Here is an 18,497-nt window from a genome sequence, read left to right as displayed (position 1 = left end):
TGAAGCTTAACTTTGAAAAAACTATAAATTGCTTTGATGCAAGTACTCAATTTTCCGAAGTTTACGTTTCGTTTCAAAAATAGCGAAAATAAAGTATCTATATTCGATGCTATTCGTAAAAAGTTTGTGATTCTACAACCCGAAGAATGGGTAAGACAGCATTGTGTTCAATATTTAATGGATGTAAAAGGTTATCCTAAATCACTTATAAACGTAGAAAAAGAGCTTAAAGTCAACGATTTAAAAAAGCGTTACGACATTGTTATTTTTAATCCAGATGGTAGTATTCACTTAATTGTTGAGTGTAAAGCACCAAAAATAAAAATTAAACAAGATACTTTCGATCAAGTAGCACGTTATAACCTAGCATTAAACGCAACATATCTTATGGTAACTAATGGATTAAACCATTATTATTGTGTTATGGATTTTGAAGCCGAGAAGTATGGTTTTCTAGAGGATATTCCAGATTACAGTGAGCAGTATAAAAAAAAATGATAGAATTCTTAATTGAAATATTAGCATATATAGTTTTCTCTTATCCAGGAGCGGGCTTTAGATGGTTAATTTCTAGATTTTGGAAATCTGAAAAAACATTTAAAGAACTTCATGATGAAAACATTGAGTTAAATGGAGCGCTTGGGCTTATAATAATTGCATTACCAATAATAATTTATAACTTAATTTAAAATTGAAAATAGCAGTAGTCATATTAAATTGGAACGGAAAAGCACTTTTACAAAAGTTCCTTCCTTCTATTCTCGAACATTCTCAAGAAGCAACTATTTATGTCGCTGATAATGCATCTACAGATGATTCTATCGCTTTTGTAACTTCTAATTTTCCTGAAATAAAAATCATTAGAAACAAAGAAAACGGAGGTTATGCTAAAGGTTATAATGATGCCTTAAAGCATTTAGAGGAAGATATTTTTTGTTTGGTTAATAGCGATATAGAAGTTACCAAAAATTGGATCTCTCCTATTTTAAATACGTTTAAAACGGAAAGTAACACCGCTATTATTCAACCTAAAATACTAGACTACAAAAAGAAAACTCATTTTGAATATGCTGGTGCTGCTGGTGGTTTTATAGACAAATATGGTTATCCCTATTGTCGCGGACGCATTTTTGATACTATTGAAGAAGACAAAGGACAATACAATATTAATTCTGAAATATTTTGGGCTTCTGGAGCTTGTTTTTTTATTAGAAAAGATGTCTTTAATACTTTAAATGGTTTCGACGAATCGTTTTTTGCACACATGGAAGAAATAGATTTGTGTTGGCGCGCATTTAATTTAGGTTATGTATCTAAATATATTTCAGAATCTACAGTCTACCATGTTGGAGGTGCCACGCTTAGTTCTACCAATCCTAAAAAAACATATTTAAATTTTAGAAATAGCCTTGCTACCCTTACTAAAAATGCCTCAGGTAATATTTTTATTCTACTTTTTATTAGATTAACTTTAGATGGTTTAGCAGCTTTTAAATTTTTAATAGCATTTAAATTCGCTCACATAGCAGCTATTTTAAAAGCACATTTTAGCTTTTACACTCGTTTGCCTAAATTATTAAAACAAAGAAAGAAGCTGCAAAAGAAAAGCAATTATTACAACATAAAATCTGTGGTGTGGTCTTATTTTGCTAATAAAAAAAGGTACTTCTCCAATTTGTAACCGTTTTAGCAAAAATTTTGTTAATACTTCTTTTAACATTTTAAAATTCTCTATTTTTGAACTGTTTAAATTTAATTTTATTCTAAAATGATTATGAAAAAACTAATGATATTTAGTGCAGTAGCACTATTAACTTTAAGTTCTTGTGTCTCTAAAAAAGACTTTATGGCACTTGAAACAAAGCAGAAAGAAACTCAAGACCTTTTAAATACAGCAACTGTTAAACTAAATAGCTGTTTAGCAGACGAGGCAGCCTCGGCAGCACGTATTAAAGAACTTCGTGAACGCTTAGCAGACATGAAATCTAATAATTTAGCTTTAATTGAAAGTACTAAAGACATGACGGTTTTAACAACGCAAGGTGCTAAAAACGTTGAGAAGTCTTTAGAAAGCTTAAAAGAAAAAGATTTACGTATTACAAGATTACAAGATGCGTTAACTAAAAAAGATAGTGTAACACTAGCTTTAGTAACTAGCTTAAAGAAAGAAGTAGGTTTAAATGACGAAGACATTGAAATTAATGTTGAAAAGAGCGTTGTTTTTATCTCTTTATCTGACAAGTTATTATTTAAAACAGGAAGTTACAATATTAGCGATAGAGCAAATACTATTCTTGGTAAAGTAGCTACTGTAATTAACGGTAAGCCAAATTTTGAAGCAATGGTAGAAGGCCATACAGATAATGTACCTTATAACAGAGGTGGTGTTTTATTAGACAACTGGGATTTAAGTGTTAAACGTAGTACTTCTATTGTAAGAGCTTTACAAGAATTAGGTGTTAAACCAGAACAATTAATTGCTGCAGGTCGTGGAGATCATTTACCTTTAGTAGCTAACGATTCTCCTACTAATAAAGCTATTAACAGAAGAACTAAAATTTACATTTTACCAAAAATCGATCAGTTCTATGAAATGATTGAAACGGAAATGAAAAGCTTATCTCAAGAGAACTAAATCTCTTTAGAAGTTATAATAAAAAAGCCCAATCTTACGATTGGGCTTTTTCTTTTTCTAATATATCTAATTATATGTCCATACCGCAAGTTCGTTACCTGATGGATCTAAAAATTGAAATCGACTACCGCCAGGAAACATAAAAATATCGACTTTAATTTTTCCTCCAGCATCTATAACATTTTGTTTTGCTTCTATTAAATTCTCATGATAGAGTACTACTAATACTCCATTAACAATTGCATCTTCCGTTTTTTCGAAACCTCCATCTATTCCAGATTCTTTTTTAGAAAATGAAGTGTAGTGCTCTCCGTAATCTGTAAATTTCCAACCAAAAACTTTAATATAAAATGCTTTGGTTGCTTCAATATTGTTTGACTTAAATTCTATATAATTTACTGTATTGTTTGTAGGTTTCTTCATCTTAAAAAATTTCTAAACTACCTTTACCTTCTCTTACAACAACAGGCTCTTCATTAGATAAATCTACAATTGTAGAGCCTTCGTTACCTCCATAACCACCATCTATAACAAGGTCTACTAGTTTATCCCATTTTTCAAGAATTAGCTCTGGATCTGTAGTATATTCTAAAATTTCATCGTCATCTCTAATAGATGTAGAAACTAATGGATTACCTAAAGCTTTTACAATCTCTAAGGTTATGTTGTTATTTGGAATACGAATACCTACTTCTTTTTTCTTTTTAAAAACAGAAGGTAACGACTTAGAACCTGGTAATATAAAAGTATAAGGACCTGGTAATGCTCGTTTTAAAATTTTAAAAGTAGACGTATCAATCTGCTTTACATGATCGCTTAAATTACTTAAATCGTGACAGATAAAAGATAATTTTGCTTTTTCTAACTTAACACCTTTAATCCGTGCAATACGCTCTAAAGCTTTGTTATTATTAATATCGCATCCTAAAGCATAAACAGTATCTGTAGGGAAAATTATTAATCCTCCTCTTTTTAAAACGTTTATTACTTTTTTAATCTCCTTAGGATTAGGGTTTTCTTCGTAAATTCTAATAAAGTCTGCCATTATAAGTATCTTTAACTATCGTTTACTAAAGTAAATACTTATTTGTTTATGAAAAAAATATCTGTTCATTATTTATTAGCTTTATTACTATTATGTAGTCTTTTTTCATGTACTGAAGATTCTAATACCAACACAAGCATTCAAAACTCGGATACTTCTCTAGAAGCTAAACAATTACTAAATATAGCATATGGTAATGATAGCTCTCAAGTTTACGATATTTATTTACCTGAAAACAGAAACCTAAACACTAAAGTTATCATTCTTATTCATGGTGGTGGTTGGACATCTGGTGACAAAACAGATATGAATTCTTATAAAGACATTACTCAAGAAGAGTTTCCTGAATATGCTATAGTTAACATTAACTACCGTTTAGCATCCCAAGGCGTTTCTTCCTTTCCCAATGCAACTTAATGATATTACTGCCGTTGTAAACCACTTAAAATTAAACCAAGAAGAATATTCTATTTCTAACAATTTTGGTTTTATTGGTGTAAGTGCAGGTGCACATTTGGCGATGTTATGGAGTTATAGTTATGATGTGGATAATAACACCAAAATGGTTGCTAGTATAGTTGGGCCAACAAATTTAGCTGATACTGCCTACGCAAATAATCCACAATTACCAATAGACCAATTAATACTTTACTTTGGTTTAACGCCTACTACAGTTTTTTTAGAAACTTATAGTCCTTTTCACCAAGTAGAAACAACTTCTCCTCCTACTATTTTATTTTATGGAGGAATGGATCAATTAATACCGAACTCTCAAGGTATAGATATGGATGCCAAATTAACAGAATTAAATATTATCCATGAATTCACCTTTTACCCAAACGAAGGACATGGTTGGACTGGAACTAACCTATTTGATACTTGGTCAAAACTGAAGTCTTTTATTATAGCCCATCATTAAAAATTTAAAAATTTAAAAATCTTTTAAAGCTTCTTTTGTAAAAACTTGAGCTTTGATAGTTAAAAATGAAAATAAAAAAAACGAAAGTATTAATAGTGTCTTATATGTCTTCATAACTTAAACAATAGTTATATTAAGTCAATAAGTTCATCATTATAAACTTATTGACTTAAATATTTTAAACATTAAGACAGTTTCTTTAATTCAATTAAAACTTTTAATCTAAGAAAAAATAAGCCTTAACAAATGGCTTAGTAATTAAAATTCTAATTAACGCGTACGAGTACGTATGCGTTCTAGCTTAGCAAAACGAAGTAATAATTTCTTTTTACCACCAAATTCAAAGTCAATTTCAGCTTTAACATCTGCACCTTTGCCTTCGATGCTTAATACTTCTCCTCTACCAAATTTTAAATGTTTTACATTCATACCAACAACAAGGTCTTCTGTTTTTATGCTTAAGCGCGAATTCTCACTCGCACTTGCAACTACTTCAGCTTTTGTTGGAGCTTCAATTTCTGAAGCTTTTTTCATTTTCTTTGGTACGCTTATCTCGAAATTTACGGGTTCTTTCTTCTTTGCCACTTTCTTTTGAAATTTTGGTTGTACTGCTTTTTTAAATCTTATTTTATTTGGTGGTGCATCTCCAAATATATCTGCTGATAACATTGGATTTATGCGACGCTCTTCTATTGGTGTTGTAATATCTAAAAACTGATCGTCGATTTCTTCAATAAAACGACTTGGTTCTGAGTCAACTAACTTTCCCCAACGGTATCTAGACAATGCATAAGTTAAATATGCTTTCTTTTCTGCTCTGGTCAAAGCTACGTAAAATAATCGTCTTTCTTCCTCTAGCTCACTTCTGTTGTTCATACTCATGGCACTTGGAAACAAATCTTCCTCCAATCCTACTACAAAAACATGGTTAAACTCTAGTCCTTTTGAAGAGTGAATAGTCATTAAAGCAACATGGTTTGGATCGCCTTTATCGCCATCTAAATCTGTTGCCAATGCTACATCCTCTAAAAACTCTGCTAAATTATCTTTAGAATCGACAATTTCCATTTGTCCTTCAACAAAATCCTTAATACCGTTTAATAATTCTTCTACATTCTCTAAACGTAAAACACCTTCTGGAGTACCGTCTTTATTAAACTCTCTTATTAAGCCAGTCGTTTTTGTAACATATTCTGCTAAATCAAAAGCATTTGCTGTTTGATTCATGACTTGGAAACTTTTAATAAGCGTTACAAAATCTCTAAGCTTATTTTTGGTCCCTCCATTTATATTTATATCTACGGTATCTATATTCTCCAGCAAACCAAAAATGGTTTTACCAGATTCGTTAGCAGCAACCATTAATCTATCTATAGTTGTTTGACCAATACCACGTCCAGGATAATTGATTACACGTTTTAAAGCTTCCTCATCTGAAGTATTTAAAACTAAACGCAAATAAGCTATAACATCTTTTATTTCTTTTCTTTGATAGAAAGATAAACCTCCGTAAATACGGTAAGGAATACTTCTTTTTCTCAAAGCTTCTTCCATAGCACGCGATTGTGAGTTGGTACGGTATAAAATAGCAAAATCACTGTTTTGCAAGTGGTTTGTCATTTTTTCTTCCCAAATAGTACTTGCTACAAAACGTCCCTCATCACCATCGGTTAAAGAACGATTAACTTGTACTTTATCTCCATCATCGTTAGCTGTCCAAACTACTTTATCTAATTTTGTTTGGTTATGCTCGATAACCGAGTTTGCTGCACCGACAATATTTTTTGTAGAACGGTAGTTTTGCTCTAAGCGATACATTTTAACATCGGCATAATCCTTTTGGAAATTTAAGATGTTATTAATGTTTGCTCCACGGAAGGCATAAATACTTTGGGCATCATCACCTACCACACAAATATTTTGAAATCTATCTGCTAGTGCTCTAACAATTAAGTATTGAGAATGGTTTGTATCTTGATACTCATCTACTAATATGTATCTAAATTTGTCTTGATATTTTCTTAAAACTTCAGGGAAACGGGTTAATAACTCGTTGGTTCTTAGCAACAAATCATCAAAATCCATTGCTCCTGCTTTAAAACAACGATCAACATAATTTTTGTAAATCTCACCCATTCTTGGTCTACGAGCCATAGCATCGGCCTCAATTAAATCTGGATTTTTAAAATATGCTTTTACAGTTATTAAACTGTTTTTGTAAGAAGAGATTCTACTATAAACCTGCTTTGTTTTATAGATATCTTTCTCTAAACCCATTTCTCTAATAATAGAGCCCATAAGTTTTTGAGAATCTTGTGTATCGTAAATTGTAAAGTTACTTGGAAACCCTAAATGGTGTCCTTCGAAACGAAGAATTTTAGCAAAAACAGAGTGAAAAGTTCCCATCCACAGGTTTTTTGCTTCTCCATCTCCTACGATCTCAGCAATTCTGCCTTTCATTTCTTTGGCAGCTTTGTTTGTAAAAGTAAGTGCAAGAATGTTAAAAGAATCTACACCTTGGTTCATTAGGTAAGCAATACGGTAGGTTAACACTCGTGTTTTTCCTGAGCCTGCACCTGCAATAATAATCATTGGCCCATCTTTTTGAACTGTAGGCTCGTATTGTGCTTCGTTTAACTGACTTAAGTACTTTTCCAAATTTCTTGTTTTTTTAAGGTTACAAAAATAACCAATGTAACTCTTTTAATCCCTTGTATTTGTTAATAATTATAAACAATTAGTCATCTTTTTCACCATCTCCTGCCATTGCAGAAAGCAAACCAGCTTGTGTATTTTTCCAAACAAAATTAAAAACGGACTTTGTTTTATCTCTCACGACTTCTTTAGTATCGCTATTTCTAAAGTTATCCGCTTTATCCTTACTACTGTCTGAAACAAACACATTAATTAAACTTGAGAGCAATTTATTTTTTTCCTGGCCATTTTCTTTAAGTATAATAATATCGAATTTATCATACTTTGTTTTTAAATTCACATTAGATGTCTCAAGATTACCATCAATTGTAAAAAATGTTTTGGATAATTCTCCTTCTAATTTTAAATTTAGATTTGTCTTCATAAACTGGTTTAGACTATCTGCATTAAGGTTTCCTAAATCGGCTTTAAAAACAAAATTATCATTAACATTGTTCACATTAAAAGACCACTCTACTTTTAGCGGAGTATTATCCATAAAATTACAATTAATATCAATTTTAGTTTTATCTGTATCAAGATAAGTATTGCTAATTTTAGTCAGTTTTGCATTAAAATCTAAAAAGTCTAGCTTGCCAGCAATATGCTCTGCTTTCACTTTTTCCTCATAGCTTATTGTTCCGTTTAAAATATCTATTAAATTTATATTTAGTTTAAAATTTAAATCTCTTAGCATTTTACTATATAAATCTTTTTCAACTAAATCATCTACAACAAGCTTATCTCTATAAATATTAAACTTTGGATTATTAATGATTACATTATCACAATCCACACCTATTAATTTAGTGTTATTAAAGTCTAATTTTTGATTATTAATTTCAATTTTAGGTATTTCTAAATCAAAATAATCACGCTCTACTTCTATTACTTTAGAAAGTTCTTTTTTTGAATATTTTGTTTTAAACTTTAAGTTTGATAAAGTTATTTGATTATTATCAATCTTTAAATTATCAACAAATAAATTTTCATATTCACCAACTTGATGCTCTAAACCATTTATAATTATAGAGGACGTTTCAAAATTGAATAAAGAGCCTGCCTTAGTAGATTGATCTTTACTGAAATTAGTCATTAAAAAATCGATCTTATTAATTTTACTAATTATAGAATCATTTTCAACATTATAAACTTCTAACGTTCCTTCATTAACAATAATATTTTCAATGTTTAAAGTCTGTTTTAATTTAGACATTACAGTTTGACTGCCTTTGTCTGTATCTGTTAATTTGTTGTAATAATACACAACATTGGGTGCGTTAAATTCTAGATCACTAATACTTAAAGTACTATTAAATAAATAATCCCAATAGCTAAAGCCTTTTATAGATAAAGATTGCATATCTACCTGAGTATTAATTTCTTTTGTTGTTTGTCCTTTTATAGTTATTAAAGGTTTTTCAAGGTTAACATCGCCGCTTAAAAGGTTAATGTCTACATTTTCATACATTAAAGAAACATGCTCTGGTAAGCTAGCTAAGTTATTTTCTATTTTATTTTCAACTACAGATTTCGCTATAATTAAGCCTACTATTAGCAGACTTATAAAAAGCGTTAATGCTATAAATATTTTTCTGTTCTTATCTGACATCTTATAAAGATAAAGCTAAGTCCCTTAACTACAATAACATTTAAAATACCTTTAACAATGGTAGCTAGCATTGTCTACTCTTTTCAGTTTTATTCATTTATTTATAATCTAAATTAAAGATTATCCTTACTTTTGATTTAAAATTTATATAACAAATGGATACTTTTTTAACTTTTATTTCTAGCATCTCTTGGTGGCTGTGGATTATTATAGTCATTGCTATTGTAGCGCTTCGAGACGTTTTTCAGCGTAGTCACACTATTAGCCATAACTTCCCAATTGTTGGACATGTTAGGTATTGGTTTGAAAGTATTGGACCAGAAATTCGTCAATATTTTGTAGCCAATAATAGAGAAGAATTACCTTTTAACCGTATAGAACGTGGTTGGATTTATGCATCTGCAAAAGGCGAAAACAATTACGAAGGTTTTGGTACAGATCGAGATATTTATGCACATCAGCATATTTTTATTAATAATGCAATGATACCTTATAAGTTAGCCGAAGATCACGTTAATAATAAAGATAAATACTTTTTACCTTGTGCTAAAGTTATAGGCGCACATAATAAACGAAGAAGACCTTTTCGTCCTGCCTCTATTATTAATGTTTCTGCAATGAGTTTTGGATCGTTATCTGCTAGAGCAATAGACTCCCTTAATAAAGGTACTAAAATGGCTGGAGCATACCACAATACTGGAGAAGGAGGTTTATCTCCTTACCATAGTAATGGTGGAGATGTTGTATTCCATTTTGGAACAGGTTACTTTGGTGTTCGTGCCGAAGATGGTGGTTTTTCTATGGAAAAGATGAAAAAACTTGTTGAGGATAATCCTTTTATTCGCGCAATAGAATTAAAACTCTCTCAAGGTGCAAAGCCTGGAAAAGGAGGTGTTTTACCTGGAGCAAAAATAACTCAAGAAATTGCAGATATTCGTGGTGTTGAAGTTGGTAAAACCGTTTTATCTCCACCAAATCACAAAGCATTTGATACTATTCCTGAAATGGTTGATTTTATTGAAGCTATAGCTGAAGAAACTGGTTTACCGGTTGGTATAAAAGCAGCCATTGGGAAACTAGAACAATGGGAAGAGCTTACAGATATTATGAAAAACACAGGGAAAGGTCCTGATTTTATTACTGTAGATGGTGGTGAAGGTGGAACTGGTGCTGCACCTCCAAGTTTTGCAGACCATGTTAGTTTACCTTGGGTTTACGGTTTTGGTGATTTATATAAATTATTTCAGAGAAAAGAACTAGAAAAACAAGTCGTTTTTATTGGTAGTGGTAAATTAGGATTCCCTGGTAAAGCTGCCATGGCTTTTTCTATGGGAGTAGATGTTATTAATGTTGCTCGTGAAGCTATGATGAGTATTGGTTGTATTCAAGCGCAAGTTTGCCATACTAACAAATGCCCTAGTGGAGTTGCTACGCAGAGCCAATGGTTACAACGTGGTATTGATGTGCCTCTAAAATCTGAACGTGCTGCACAATACTTTAAATCTTTTAGAAAAGAATTTATAGAAATTACACATGCTGCAGGTTACGAGCATCCTTGTGAATTTAAAATGAGTGATATTGAAATAAATGTAGACGACCACAATTTATCTTCTGAACTTAGTGTTACTTATCAATATCAAAAAACACCCGTACCTTTTAACGGTATGCAATCTTTAAAAGATTGCGAACATTTAGGTGGATATTATAAGCAAAAAATAAAAATCTCAGATTAAATTAATCTGAGATTCTTAAAAAATAAAAGCCATTTCTGTAAACAGAAATGGCTTTTTACTTATATAATTAAAATAGTACTTTAATTATCTCTTATAACGTGTATGGTTACAGAAAGTGACTTTACTAATCCTTGATTGTCTGTATATGTTCCATTAATAGTAGCATCAATATAATTCCCCATGCTTCCATAATTAGATAAATTTAACTGTAAGTTGGTTGGTATTGAATAATCTAAATCTATACTCGATGCTTCGAAACCAAATTGATCTAGCGCATAGTTACCAGGCGTAATAGTGTCTGATCCAATATAAAAATAACCATTACTAGTCTGTGCTCCTATTGAAAATCCAACACCTTGCTGATATGCATTTGCACCTAAGTTCGTTAAATAATATTCTGTAGCATTATTATCTACCTGCAAGGTTATAAATTCTGAAACCGTTGAGCAAGCTATTATATTTCCAACATTTATATTACTAAAGTTAAATGGTAATACTGTAGTGGTTTGGAAAGTATCAAAATCTACACCTTCCAATTCAAAACTAGGTAACGAAGGACATTGTATAACACTTAAAGAAAAACTTCCATTTGTTACATCTACAGCTGCATATTGACTACCATAAAGTAAAGCTGTGTAACCATTTACAACATTATTATTAGAGCAATTAACTAGATTACCAGTAACTACTACTGCACTAACAGTTGACATAACGACATCTCCATAATTAGTATTTGTAGAAAACGGACCAACTGTAGTACTAAACACCTCTACGCCACATAAATCGAATGCTTTTAAAGTTAACGTTTCATTTGCTGGAATTAACCCACATATTTCACCATCTCCATTAGAATATCCTACTCTACCATAAGTTGCTCCACTTCTCCATAATTCGGTTTTTACATTAGACAACGGTATGTTAGAACTGTCTACAATATTTAAACATAATGTTACAGTAGGAAACTGTGCGTCACAGTTCCACCATGAAAAATGAGAAACTTCACCAATATACTTACCTCCTATTAAATTAGCTTCACCATCTTCTACCCAATATCCATTTACCTCATCAAAATGCCATAATGGTATTGTAGAAGGCGCCACTCCATTTTGCGCTGGATCCACAGGCATCTCTATTTCTGCTACATGACCATCTGCAATATTTAATTTTTGTCCAGAATCTCCTTTTAGTTCGACATTAAGCATACCATAAGTTTCTAATAAACGCTCCTCATTACCGGTGTTTATTGCTTGTAAATTTCCAGGCATAACATCTTCTACGTTCGGATTTGCTGGATCTAAATGATACATATAAACATCTACATTACCAGAATAGGCACTTCCACTTTCATCTTTAAAAGCACCATCAAAACTTACTTTAGTTCCATTACCTAAACTAACTTCACTTGCTACTCCCGAGGCAACAGTACCTGATAAATTCTCTGCAATAAGCATAATACTAGTGTTATTTACTCCTTGTGTTGGCACAACCGAGCGCATACCTTTTAAATAACCTGATTTTTCTGCTGTAATAAATGCTTGCTTTTGTTTAACAGATGCATTATCAATCATAAAAACACCATTGTCGTCTGTAATGGTTGTTTTGTTTCCTATAGATATATTTACATTACCTAATGGCATAGAAGATGCATTAACGATTCTTCCCATAAAATCGCGTTGAATGGTAGAGCCTTGATCTATTTCGCTAGAATTAGATCCGTTATTAATTGTTGGCATATCTACGCCTTCATTTTTTTCGCAAGAATTAAAAAAAGAGAAACACATTAGCATTAATGCTAACATTACTCTGGAAGTTGTTTTTTGGGTTTTCATAATATTTCTATTTAAAAGATTAATATTTAATTATTCAACCTTATATAAAAACAATTGTGTTTTTGTTACCCTATTTTTAAAAATTAAATTAATTGGTTTTTGTTATTATAAATAAAAAGCCATTTCTGTTTAAGAAATGGCTTTTTATTTTTTTAAAATTTGTACTTATTAGTTATCTCTTATTACATGAACAGATACTAACAAAGTCCTTGTGTTTCCGCTAACAAAATCCACATAAGTTCCAGACATAGTCATATCCATATACTGGCCTGCAGTTCCAAAGTTGGTAATAGTAGTCTGTATAGTTGTTGAAGAAGAAGGTATGTTTAAATTGTTAAGTTCTATCCCAATATATGGAGTACCTGAAAACGGATAGGTTCCTAATGCTGTAGTCGTACCACCAATTAAAACAGTATCTCCATTATCATTATCAGCACTAATACTATTTGAATTTACATTAAATGAATTTGCAATTATATTACTTAAAAAATATTGTATTGGTTCATTATCTACTTGTATTGTAATAAACTCTGTTACTGTATTACAAGCAATTATATTACCAATATTAGAGTTCGCAATGTTATAAGGTATAACTGTAGTTGTTTGAAATGTATCATAATCCACACCTTCTAAACTAAAACCAGTTAATGATGCACATGGAATAGTACCAAATGAAAAACTTCCGTTTGTTACTGGAGCTGAAGCGAATTCGTTTCCATAAATTATTGATGCATAACCATTAGTTACATTTGTATTTGTACAATTAACAAGGTTACCAGAAATTACAGCTGCAGTAATAGATGATAATACTACATCGTAATCTGTATCTACAGAAAATGGACCTATGTTAGTTGAATGTATTAAGGTTCCGCATGAATCATAAGCATTTAAGGTTAACGTTTCATTTAATGGCACATAACCGCATATTTGACCGCTACCATTAGTATAATCGAATCTACCACTATTAAAATTGTTTTCTACAAGTTCTATTTTAACATTCGATAAAGCGATATTAGAAGCGTCTTTTACATTTACACATAATACAATTGCAGGAAATGGTGCATCCCAGTTCCACCAAGAAAAGTGTGGTACATCACCAATATACTTATTACCAACTAAAGTTGCTTGACCATCTTCTATCCAGTGTCCAGCAACCTCATCAAAATGCCATAATGGTATTGTTGAAGGTGCAACACTACTTTGTGCTGGATTTATTGGTAATTCTATTTGTGCTACGCTTCCATCTGCAATATTTAATTCTTGTCCAGAGTCGCCTCTCAACTCTACATTTAACATTCCTAAAGACACTAGTACACGTTCCTCTTCATTAGCATTTTGCGCTAGTAAGTTTCCAGGCATAACATCGTCTATTGCTGGATTAGATGTCTCTAAGTGATACATGTACACATCTACATTACCTGTATAAGCATTGCCGTTATCGTCTTTAAAATTACCATCAAAACTTACTTTAGCTCCATTACTTAAAGTAACATCACTAGGTATTCCTGAAGCTACAGTACCTGCTAAATTTTCGGCAATAAGCATAATACGTATACTATTAGCACCTTGTGTTGGTACTACAGATCGCATTCCTTTAAAAAAGCCTGGTTTTTCTGCTGTTATAAATGCTTGTTTTTCTTTAACAGAAGCATTACTAATTATAAAAACACCATTAGCATCTGTAATAGCGGTTTTGTTACCAATTGTAATGTTTACATTGTCTAAAGGTGATGAGGATGCATCAACAATTCTACCCATAAAATCTCTTTGGATAGTTGCTCCAAAATCTAAAACAGATTCGGTATCTTCTTCATTGTTTATTATTGGCTCATCTACTCCTTCATTTTTCTCGCAAGAAGTAAACATAATACCAAACATTAGCATTACTGCTAATAAAACTTTTGAAGTTGTTATTTTATTTTTCATAATTTGTTAATTTAAAATTTTATTGATTTGATTATTCAAACTTATATAAAAACTATTCCTTTTTTGTTACCCTATTTTTTAACAATTAGTTTCATTTGATGAATAGCTTGGTTGATTAAAACAAAGGATTTAACAGACTAACTAAATTGCTCTAAAAACGCTTTTTTATTTGCTCTAGATATTGGTACACGTTGATTATCCTCTAAAACAAGATAGCCTTCATTTTCAAAATGACGTACTTTCTCTAAGTTAACAACGTGTGATTTATGGCATTTAAAAAAAGTAGCATTTAGTAGTTTCTCAAACTTACCTAAGTTATAAGAACTCATTATTGTTTTACCATCGATTAAGTGAATTTTAGTATATCCTTCATAACCTTCTAAATGCAATACTTCTTCTTGAGGTATAAAAGACATCCCTTTTTGAGTAGGAACAATAATTTTATTACTTGAGATTGTGCTAGTTAAAAGGTTTACAAGTTTATGGCTACTTTCCAACTCACTTTTTGTTTTTATAATGTGTAATGCTTTATTAACAGCGGTTACTAACTCCTCATCATCTATAGGTTTTAAAACATAATCTACTGCATTTTGTTTAAATGCTTCTATTGCATATTCGCTATAAGCAGTAATAAATATTACTTGAAAATCTACTATTTCTAATTGCGCCAATAAATCGAAACCATTAATTCTAGGCATTTCAATATCCAAAAACACTAAATCTGGTTGCTTCTTTTGTAATACTTTAATAGCTTCTTCAGGTTGTTGAAACGTATTTTTTATTGCAATACTCGGGAACAGCTTTCCTAGTTTTTGCTCTAATCCTTTTAGGTTAGAGATTTCATCGTCTATTAATATTGCTGTTAGTGTGCTCATAAATTAAAGTTGCGTAATAATAAATGTCGATATGTTTCCTTTATCATTTAAACTAGGATGCAATTCCTTTTCGGAATAAAATATTTCCCAATGTCTCGATTGATTTAAATACTTGAGTCTATCTGCCAAAACGTTAGAAGACTTTACCTTTCTTTTTCCTCTTTTCTTTGTATTTATAAAACCTACACCATCATCCATAACCTCAACTTTAAATTGTTTTTCAGTTAAAGCAATAAAATTAATGGTAACATTACCATTGTCCATTTTATTAAAGATACCATGATTTATTGCATTTTCTACAATTGGTTGCAAAAGCATGGTTGGTAGCTTAGTTGTTTTATTTTTTAGTTTTTCATCTAAATTAATAACATATTGAAACTTATCTTTAAAGCGTAATTTCTCGATATCAAGATAGTTAGTTAATAGTTCTACCTCCTTTTCTAAGCTAATCTCTTTTTCTTTAGACCACTCAAAAAACTGTCTAATTAGTTTCGAAAACTTAACCAAATAAGCTTCTGATGCTTCCATTTGATTATTGTTAATGTAATATTGAATAGCCGCTAAAGAGTTAAACACAAAATGCGGATTCATTTGTGAGCGCAACGCACGGAGTTGTAGCTCACTGAAACGTTTCTCTTCAACTATTTTTTTATTCTTCTTAAATTGTAAACGCCTAATTAACTCCCAAGACATATAAACAATTATTATCACCGCTAATAAAACAGATGCTATTTTAAACCAAAATATTTGCCACCACAAAGGTTCAATGGTGAAGTTTAAGCTTTTGGTAATAGCATTAGACTGGATTTCTAATTCATATTCGCCAGGTTGAAGATCGTTAAAGTTTATAGTTTTTACATTAGAATAAATCCATTCTTTTTGAATAGGCTCTAATCTGTAATTATATAAAAAATTAGTATTGTTTTCTGAAAAATCTAAACTTGAGATTGAAACATTCATACTATTATTTTTTACATAATCTAAAACTGCTCCACATGATGCTACTACTGGCTTATTATTATACCTAACATTTTCAAAATAAATATCTAATAATTGCGATTTGTTTTCTTGATTTTTAGGCAAAATAGCGATTCCGTTATTTGTACTTACTATAAGCTCTTCTCCTTTAACAATAATACCACTTACACTATTTGAAGGTAATCCATCGTTTTTAGTGATTACTTGTTTTAAACTATAATTATTTTCTACCTTCTCGTATTTTAACACTCCCGACTCTGTAGCCAACCAAATAATTTCATTTTCTAAAAAAGAATTATTTACAATTAAAAACTCTGAATCTGGTAATTGTTTAATCGTTTTTAAGTCTGAAATAAATGCTCCAAATCCATCGGTGTTTAACAAAACTTCTTTATTTGAAATTTTATTGATTTTTAAAATAGATTTATTAAACTCTTGGTTAGTAAAATTAACAGATTCAAATTTACCATCCTTAAAAAACTTTAAACCATTAGATGTTGCTACCAATAGCATATTATTAAAAGTAAACAAATGGTTTATTCCACTTTGCGCATAGCTTGCCTCAACATTAAAACTGTTTGGATTAATTTTATTTATACCTACGGAATAAACGCCGTATAAATAGTCATTATAGAATGCTAACTCCCTTGCTTTATCGTTAACGTTATATAATCCTGAATCTACTTTAATCTCTGTAATTATATTGTTTCTAACTGCTTTTAAATTTCTTTTAGAAATATAATACTCTGTATCTAACTCCTTAATAAAAGTTGCATTATAGATATAACTTTCTTCATTTATATATGGAACAAATTCACCTTTTAAAATATCGTATTCATAAAAGCCTTTACTAAAAACATTAGCAATAATCTTATTGTTCACGTTGTTTATATTAGTAACACTTTTATCTACTAAACAATAATTTACATTTTGCTTCTCTATTGGTAATTGGTAAATACCATTTGTAAAAGTAGATATCCAAATAGATCCTGTTTTATCGATAAAACCAAAATGAGCTTTTAAATTACCAGGTATATAATATGTTTGCTTGATGTGTAGTTCTTTGTCTAAAACACCTACAAACCCTTCTCCTGAAACTTGTATTTGATTATTAATTAAATTTAATCTTACATGTTTAGATTTTTCAATTCCAATTTCATCTTTAAATGTTCTTTTATATAATTCTAAAGTATTTAAATTGATAATATTATACTGCTTATCGTTTACCCAATAAAAAAGACTATCTGTAATTTGACCTCTATAATTATTTTTTTTTAAGACAGTATTAAAATCATATTTTTTAACAGTTTTATTGTTCTTATCTTGAATTATAAGCGAATCTAAGAATGTAGTTGTTTTAAAATATGAAACATTAGGATGCTTTAAATACCTTACAGCATCTAAACTCCCAAGTCTACTTTGTTGTAACAATCTCCATTTTCCATCTTTTAAAACATGGGTTTTATTTGTACTTGTTAGAAAAATTTCATTCCCAATTTGGCTTGATAAAATGGGATTAAATATCTCTCCTTTTTCTTCACTTTCGAAAGCATGTACACTATCATTTTCAATATATCCAAGTTTAGATGTTTTAGAGAGGTACCACACTTTACCATCTGGTGTTGGGTATATTTCCCAAACGTCGTTATTAGCTAAACCATCTTTTGTTGTAAACTTTTTAAAGTCGGTACCATTGTACTTTACCAAACCTTTGTCTGTAGCAATCCAAATAAAACCCTTAACATCTTGAGTCATTTTGTATACGTGTTTACTTGGCAAACCTTCTTTTGTAGTATAGTTGGTAAACTGTTGCGCAAACGAAAAATGCCATATCAAGATGAAGAGTAAAGTGATATGGCGTTTTATAGTATTCAATTGTAGTTGTTTAGTTTAAAACAAAAGTAATGGTTTTATTGTTGCAGTTAATACATACACTTTATAACTAAAACCTAAGGCTAATGATTATTAACCTTAGGTTTTAAAATTACTCCATGCTCCTACTTCTTATTATCGTTATAAAATTTTAAAGCATCACGAAAAGGAAAACCAAAAAAGGCGTCTCTACCTTCATAATGAATAACCTTTACACCATCTGCTATATCATTAAGAAAAATGATTTTATAGAAATTTTTTTCGTCTAAATTCCTTCCGTTAATTAAATAATATTTTACAATTTCTGTTTTCTCAGCTTCGCTTAATTCACTTGCTTTTTCCGTTTGTGTTTTATTTTCTAACACTGTAGTCTTACTTT

Annotated in this window: 16 protein-coding genes; 7 read left to right on the top strand and 9 right to left on the bottom strand. The window is 30.5% G+C overall.

The features are described from left to right. Positions 1–36 precede the first annotated feature (36 nt). The 4 genes from ASC41_RS11170 (at position 37) to ASC41_RS11155 (ending at position 2,635) form a co-directional block, all read left to right on the top strand. Entirely contained in the window at positions 37–498 is a 462-nt protein-coding gene (locus ASC41_RS11170) for a type I restriction enzyme HsdR N-terminal domain-containing protein (RefSeq protein WP_055436732.1), read from the top strand. Continuing rightward, on the top strand, positions 495–689 hold the full coding sequence (locus ASC41_RS11165) for a hypothetical protein (protein ID WP_055436731.1): 195 nt from the start codon (positions 495–497) through the stop codon (positions 687–689). The genes ASC41_RS11170 and ASC41_RS11165 overlap by 4 nt, the downstream gene beginning before the upstream one ends. Before the next feature lie 2 nt (positions 690–691). Then, positions 692–1,681, top strand: a complete 990-nt coding sequence (locus tag ASC41_RS11160) for a glycosyltransferase family 2 protein (protein ID WP_055436730.1) — start codon at positions 692–694, stop codon at positions 1,679–1,681. A 93-nt stretch (positions 1,682–1,774) separates the two neighbouring features. Then, the gene (locus ASC41_RS11155; RefSeq protein WP_055437069.1) at positions 1,775–2,635 is read left to right on the top strand and encodes an OmpA/MotB family protein; all 861 of its coding nucleotides are present in this window, start codon (positions 1,775–1,777) and stop codon (positions 2,633–2,635) included. A gap of 66 nt (positions 2,636–2,701) precedes the next feature. Here ASC41_RS11155 and ASC41_RS11150 read toward each other — a convergent pair whose 3' ends face one another. Both ASC41_RS11150 and ASC41_RS11145 read right to left on the bottom strand, forming a co-directional pair. Continuing rightward, positions 2,702–3,058: a VOC family protein gene (locus ASC41_RS11150; RefSeq protein WP_055436729.1), complete on the bottom strand. Its 357-nt coding sequence runs from the start codon at positions 3,056–3,058 to the stop codon at positions 2,702–2,704. 1 nt (position 3,059) lies between these two features. Further along, on the bottom strand, positions 3,060–3,680 hold the full coding sequence (locus ASC41_RS11145; protein WP_055436728.1) for an L-threonylcarbamoyladenylate synthase: 621 nt from the start codon (positions 3,678–3,680) through the stop codon (positions 3,060–3,062). Positions 3,681–3,728: 48 nt separating this feature from the next. Between ASC41_RS11145 and ASC41_RS17170 the strand changes: the two genes are divergently transcribed. Both ASC41_RS17170 and ASC41_RS17165 read left to right on the top strand, forming a co-directional pair. Next, on the top strand, positions 3,729–4,097 hold the full coding sequence (locus ASC41_RS17170) for an alpha/beta hydrolase family protein (RefSeq protein WP_241489658.1): 369 nt from the start codon (positions 3,729–3,731) through the stop codon (positions 4,095–4,097). After that, positions 4,087–4,599 carry a prolyl oligopeptidase family serine peptidase gene (locus tag ASC41_RS17165; protein WP_241489657.1) on the top strand — a complete coding sequence of 171 codons (513 nt, stop codon included), beginning with the start codon at positions 4,087–4,089 and terminating at the stop codon, positions 4,597–4,599. Before ASC41_RS17170 ends, ASC41_RS17165 begins: the two co-directional genes overlap by 11 nt. Before the next feature lie 270 nt (positions 4,600–4,869). Here ASC41_RS17165 and ASC41_RS11135 read toward each other — a convergent pair whose 3' ends face one another. Together ASC41_RS11135 and ASC41_RS11130 are read right to left on the bottom strand one after the other, a co-directional pair. Beyond that, on the bottom strand, positions 4,870–7,257 hold the full coding sequence (locus tag ASC41_RS11135) for an ATP-dependent helicase (protein WP_055436727.1): 2,388 nt from the start codon (positions 7,255–7,257) through the stop codon (positions 4,870–4,872). A gap of 79 nt (positions 7,258–7,336) precedes the next feature. Further along, entirely contained in the window at positions 7,337–8,905 is a 1,569-nt protein-coding gene (locus tag ASC41_RS11130) for a hypothetical protein (RefSeq protein ID WP_055436726.1), read from the bottom strand. 155 nt (positions 8,906–9,060) lie between these two features. Between ASC41_RS11130 and ASC41_RS11125 the strand changes: the two genes are divergently transcribed. Next, entirely contained in the window at positions 9,061–10,638 is a 1,578-nt protein-coding gene (locus ASC41_RS11125) for an FMN-binding glutamate synthase family protein (protein WP_055436725.1), read from the top strand. 80 nt (positions 10,639–10,718) lie between these two features. Here ASC41_RS11125 and ASC41_RS11120 read toward each other — a convergent pair whose 3' ends face one another. From ASC41_RS11120 to ASC41_RS11100, 5 genes are all read right to left on the bottom strand, one after another. Beyond that, positions 10,719–12,467 (bottom strand): hypothetical protein, encoded by a 1,749-nt coding sequence (locus ASC41_RS11120; protein WP_055436724.1) that lies wholly within the window; start codon positions 12,465–12,467, stop codon positions 10,719–10,721. Positions 12,468–12,635: 168 nt separating this feature from the next. After that, positions 12,636–14,393 carry a carboxypeptidase-like regulatory domain-containing protein gene (locus ASC41_RS11115; protein WP_055436723.1) on the bottom strand — a complete coding sequence of 586 codons (1,758 nt, stop codon included), beginning with the start codon at positions 14,391–14,393 and terminating at the stop codon, positions 12,636–12,638. A 137-nt stretch (positions 14,394–14,530) separates the two neighbouring features. After that, a complete protein-coding gene (locus tag ASC41_RS11110; protein ID WP_055436722.1) occupies positions 14,531–15,268 on the bottom strand; it encodes a LytR/AlgR family response regulator transcription factor in 738 nt (245 codons plus the stop codon). A 3-nt stretch (positions 15,269–15,271) separates the two neighbouring features. Then, the gene (locus tag ASC41_RS11105; protein ID WP_152971465.1) at positions 15,272–18,121 is read right to left on the bottom strand and encodes a sensor histidine kinase; all 2,850 of its coding nucleotides are present in this window, start codon (positions 18,119–18,121) and stop codon (positions 15,272–15,274) included. A 122-nt stretch (positions 18,122–18,243) separates the two neighbouring features. Further along, positions 18,244–18,483 (bottom strand): hypothetical protein, encoded by a 240-nt coding sequence (locus ASC41_RS11100; RefSeq protein ID WP_152971464.1) that lies wholly within the window; start codon positions 18,481–18,483, stop codon positions 18,244–18,246. Positions 18,484–18,497 lie beyond the last annotated feature (14 nt).

This window comes from Lacinutrix algicola, from assembly GCF_001418085.1.
Lineage (GTDB): Bacteria > Bacteroidota > Bacteroidia > Flavobacteriales > Flavobacteriaceae > Lacinutrix > Lacinutrix algicola.
This window is presented reverse-complemented; position numbering and strand designations above follow the sequence as displayed.

Bases quoted from the DNA above. Each gene is read 5' to 3' on its own strand.
- ASC41_RS11170 (WP_055436732.1), top strand. From the start codon at position 37: ATGCAAGTACTCAATTTTCCGAAGTTTACGTTTCGTTTCAAAAATAGC.
- ASC41_RS11165 (WP_055436731.1), top strand. From the start codon at position 495: ATGATAGAATTCTTAATTGAAATATTAGCATATATAGTTTTCTCTTAT.
- ASC41_RS11155 (WP_055437069.1), top strand. From the start codon at position 1,775: ATGAAAAAACTAATGATATTTAGTGCAGTAGCACTATTAACTTTAAGT.
- ASC41_RS11150 (WP_055436729.1), bottom strand. From the start codon at position 3,058: ATGAAGAAACCTACAAACAATACAGTAAATTATATAGAATTTAAGTCA.
- ASC41_RS11145 (WP_055436728.1), bottom strand. From the start codon at position 3,680: ATGGCAGACTTTATTAGAATTTACGAAGAAAACCCTAATCCTAAGGAG.
- ASC41_RS17170 (WP_241489658.1), top strand. From the start codon at position 3,729: ATGAAAAAAATATCTGTTCATTATTTATTAGCTTTATTACTATTATGT.
- ASC41_RS17165 (WP_241489657.1), top strand. From the start codon at position 4,087: ATGCAACTTAATGATATTACTGCCGTTGTAAACCACTTAAAATTAAAC.
- ASC41_RS11130 (WP_055436726.1), bottom strand. From the start codon at position 8,905: ATGTCAGATAAGAACAGAAAAATATTTATAGCATTAACGCTTTTTATA.
- ASC41_RS11125 (WP_055436725.1), top strand. From the start codon at position 9,061: ATGGATACTTTTTTAACTTTTATTTCTAGCATCTCTTGGTGGCTGTGG.
- ASC41_RS11120 (WP_055436724.1), bottom strand. From the start codon at position 12,467: ATGAAAACCCAAAAAACAACTTCCAGAGTAATGTTAGCATTAATGCTA.
- ASC41_RS11115 (WP_055436723.1), bottom strand. From the start codon at position 14,393: ATGAAAAATAAAATAACAACTTCAAAAGTTTTATTAGCAGTAATGCTA.
- ASC41_RS11110 (WP_055436722.1), bottom strand. From the start codon at position 15,268: ATGAGCACACTAACAGCAATATTAATAGACGATGAAATCTCTAACCTA.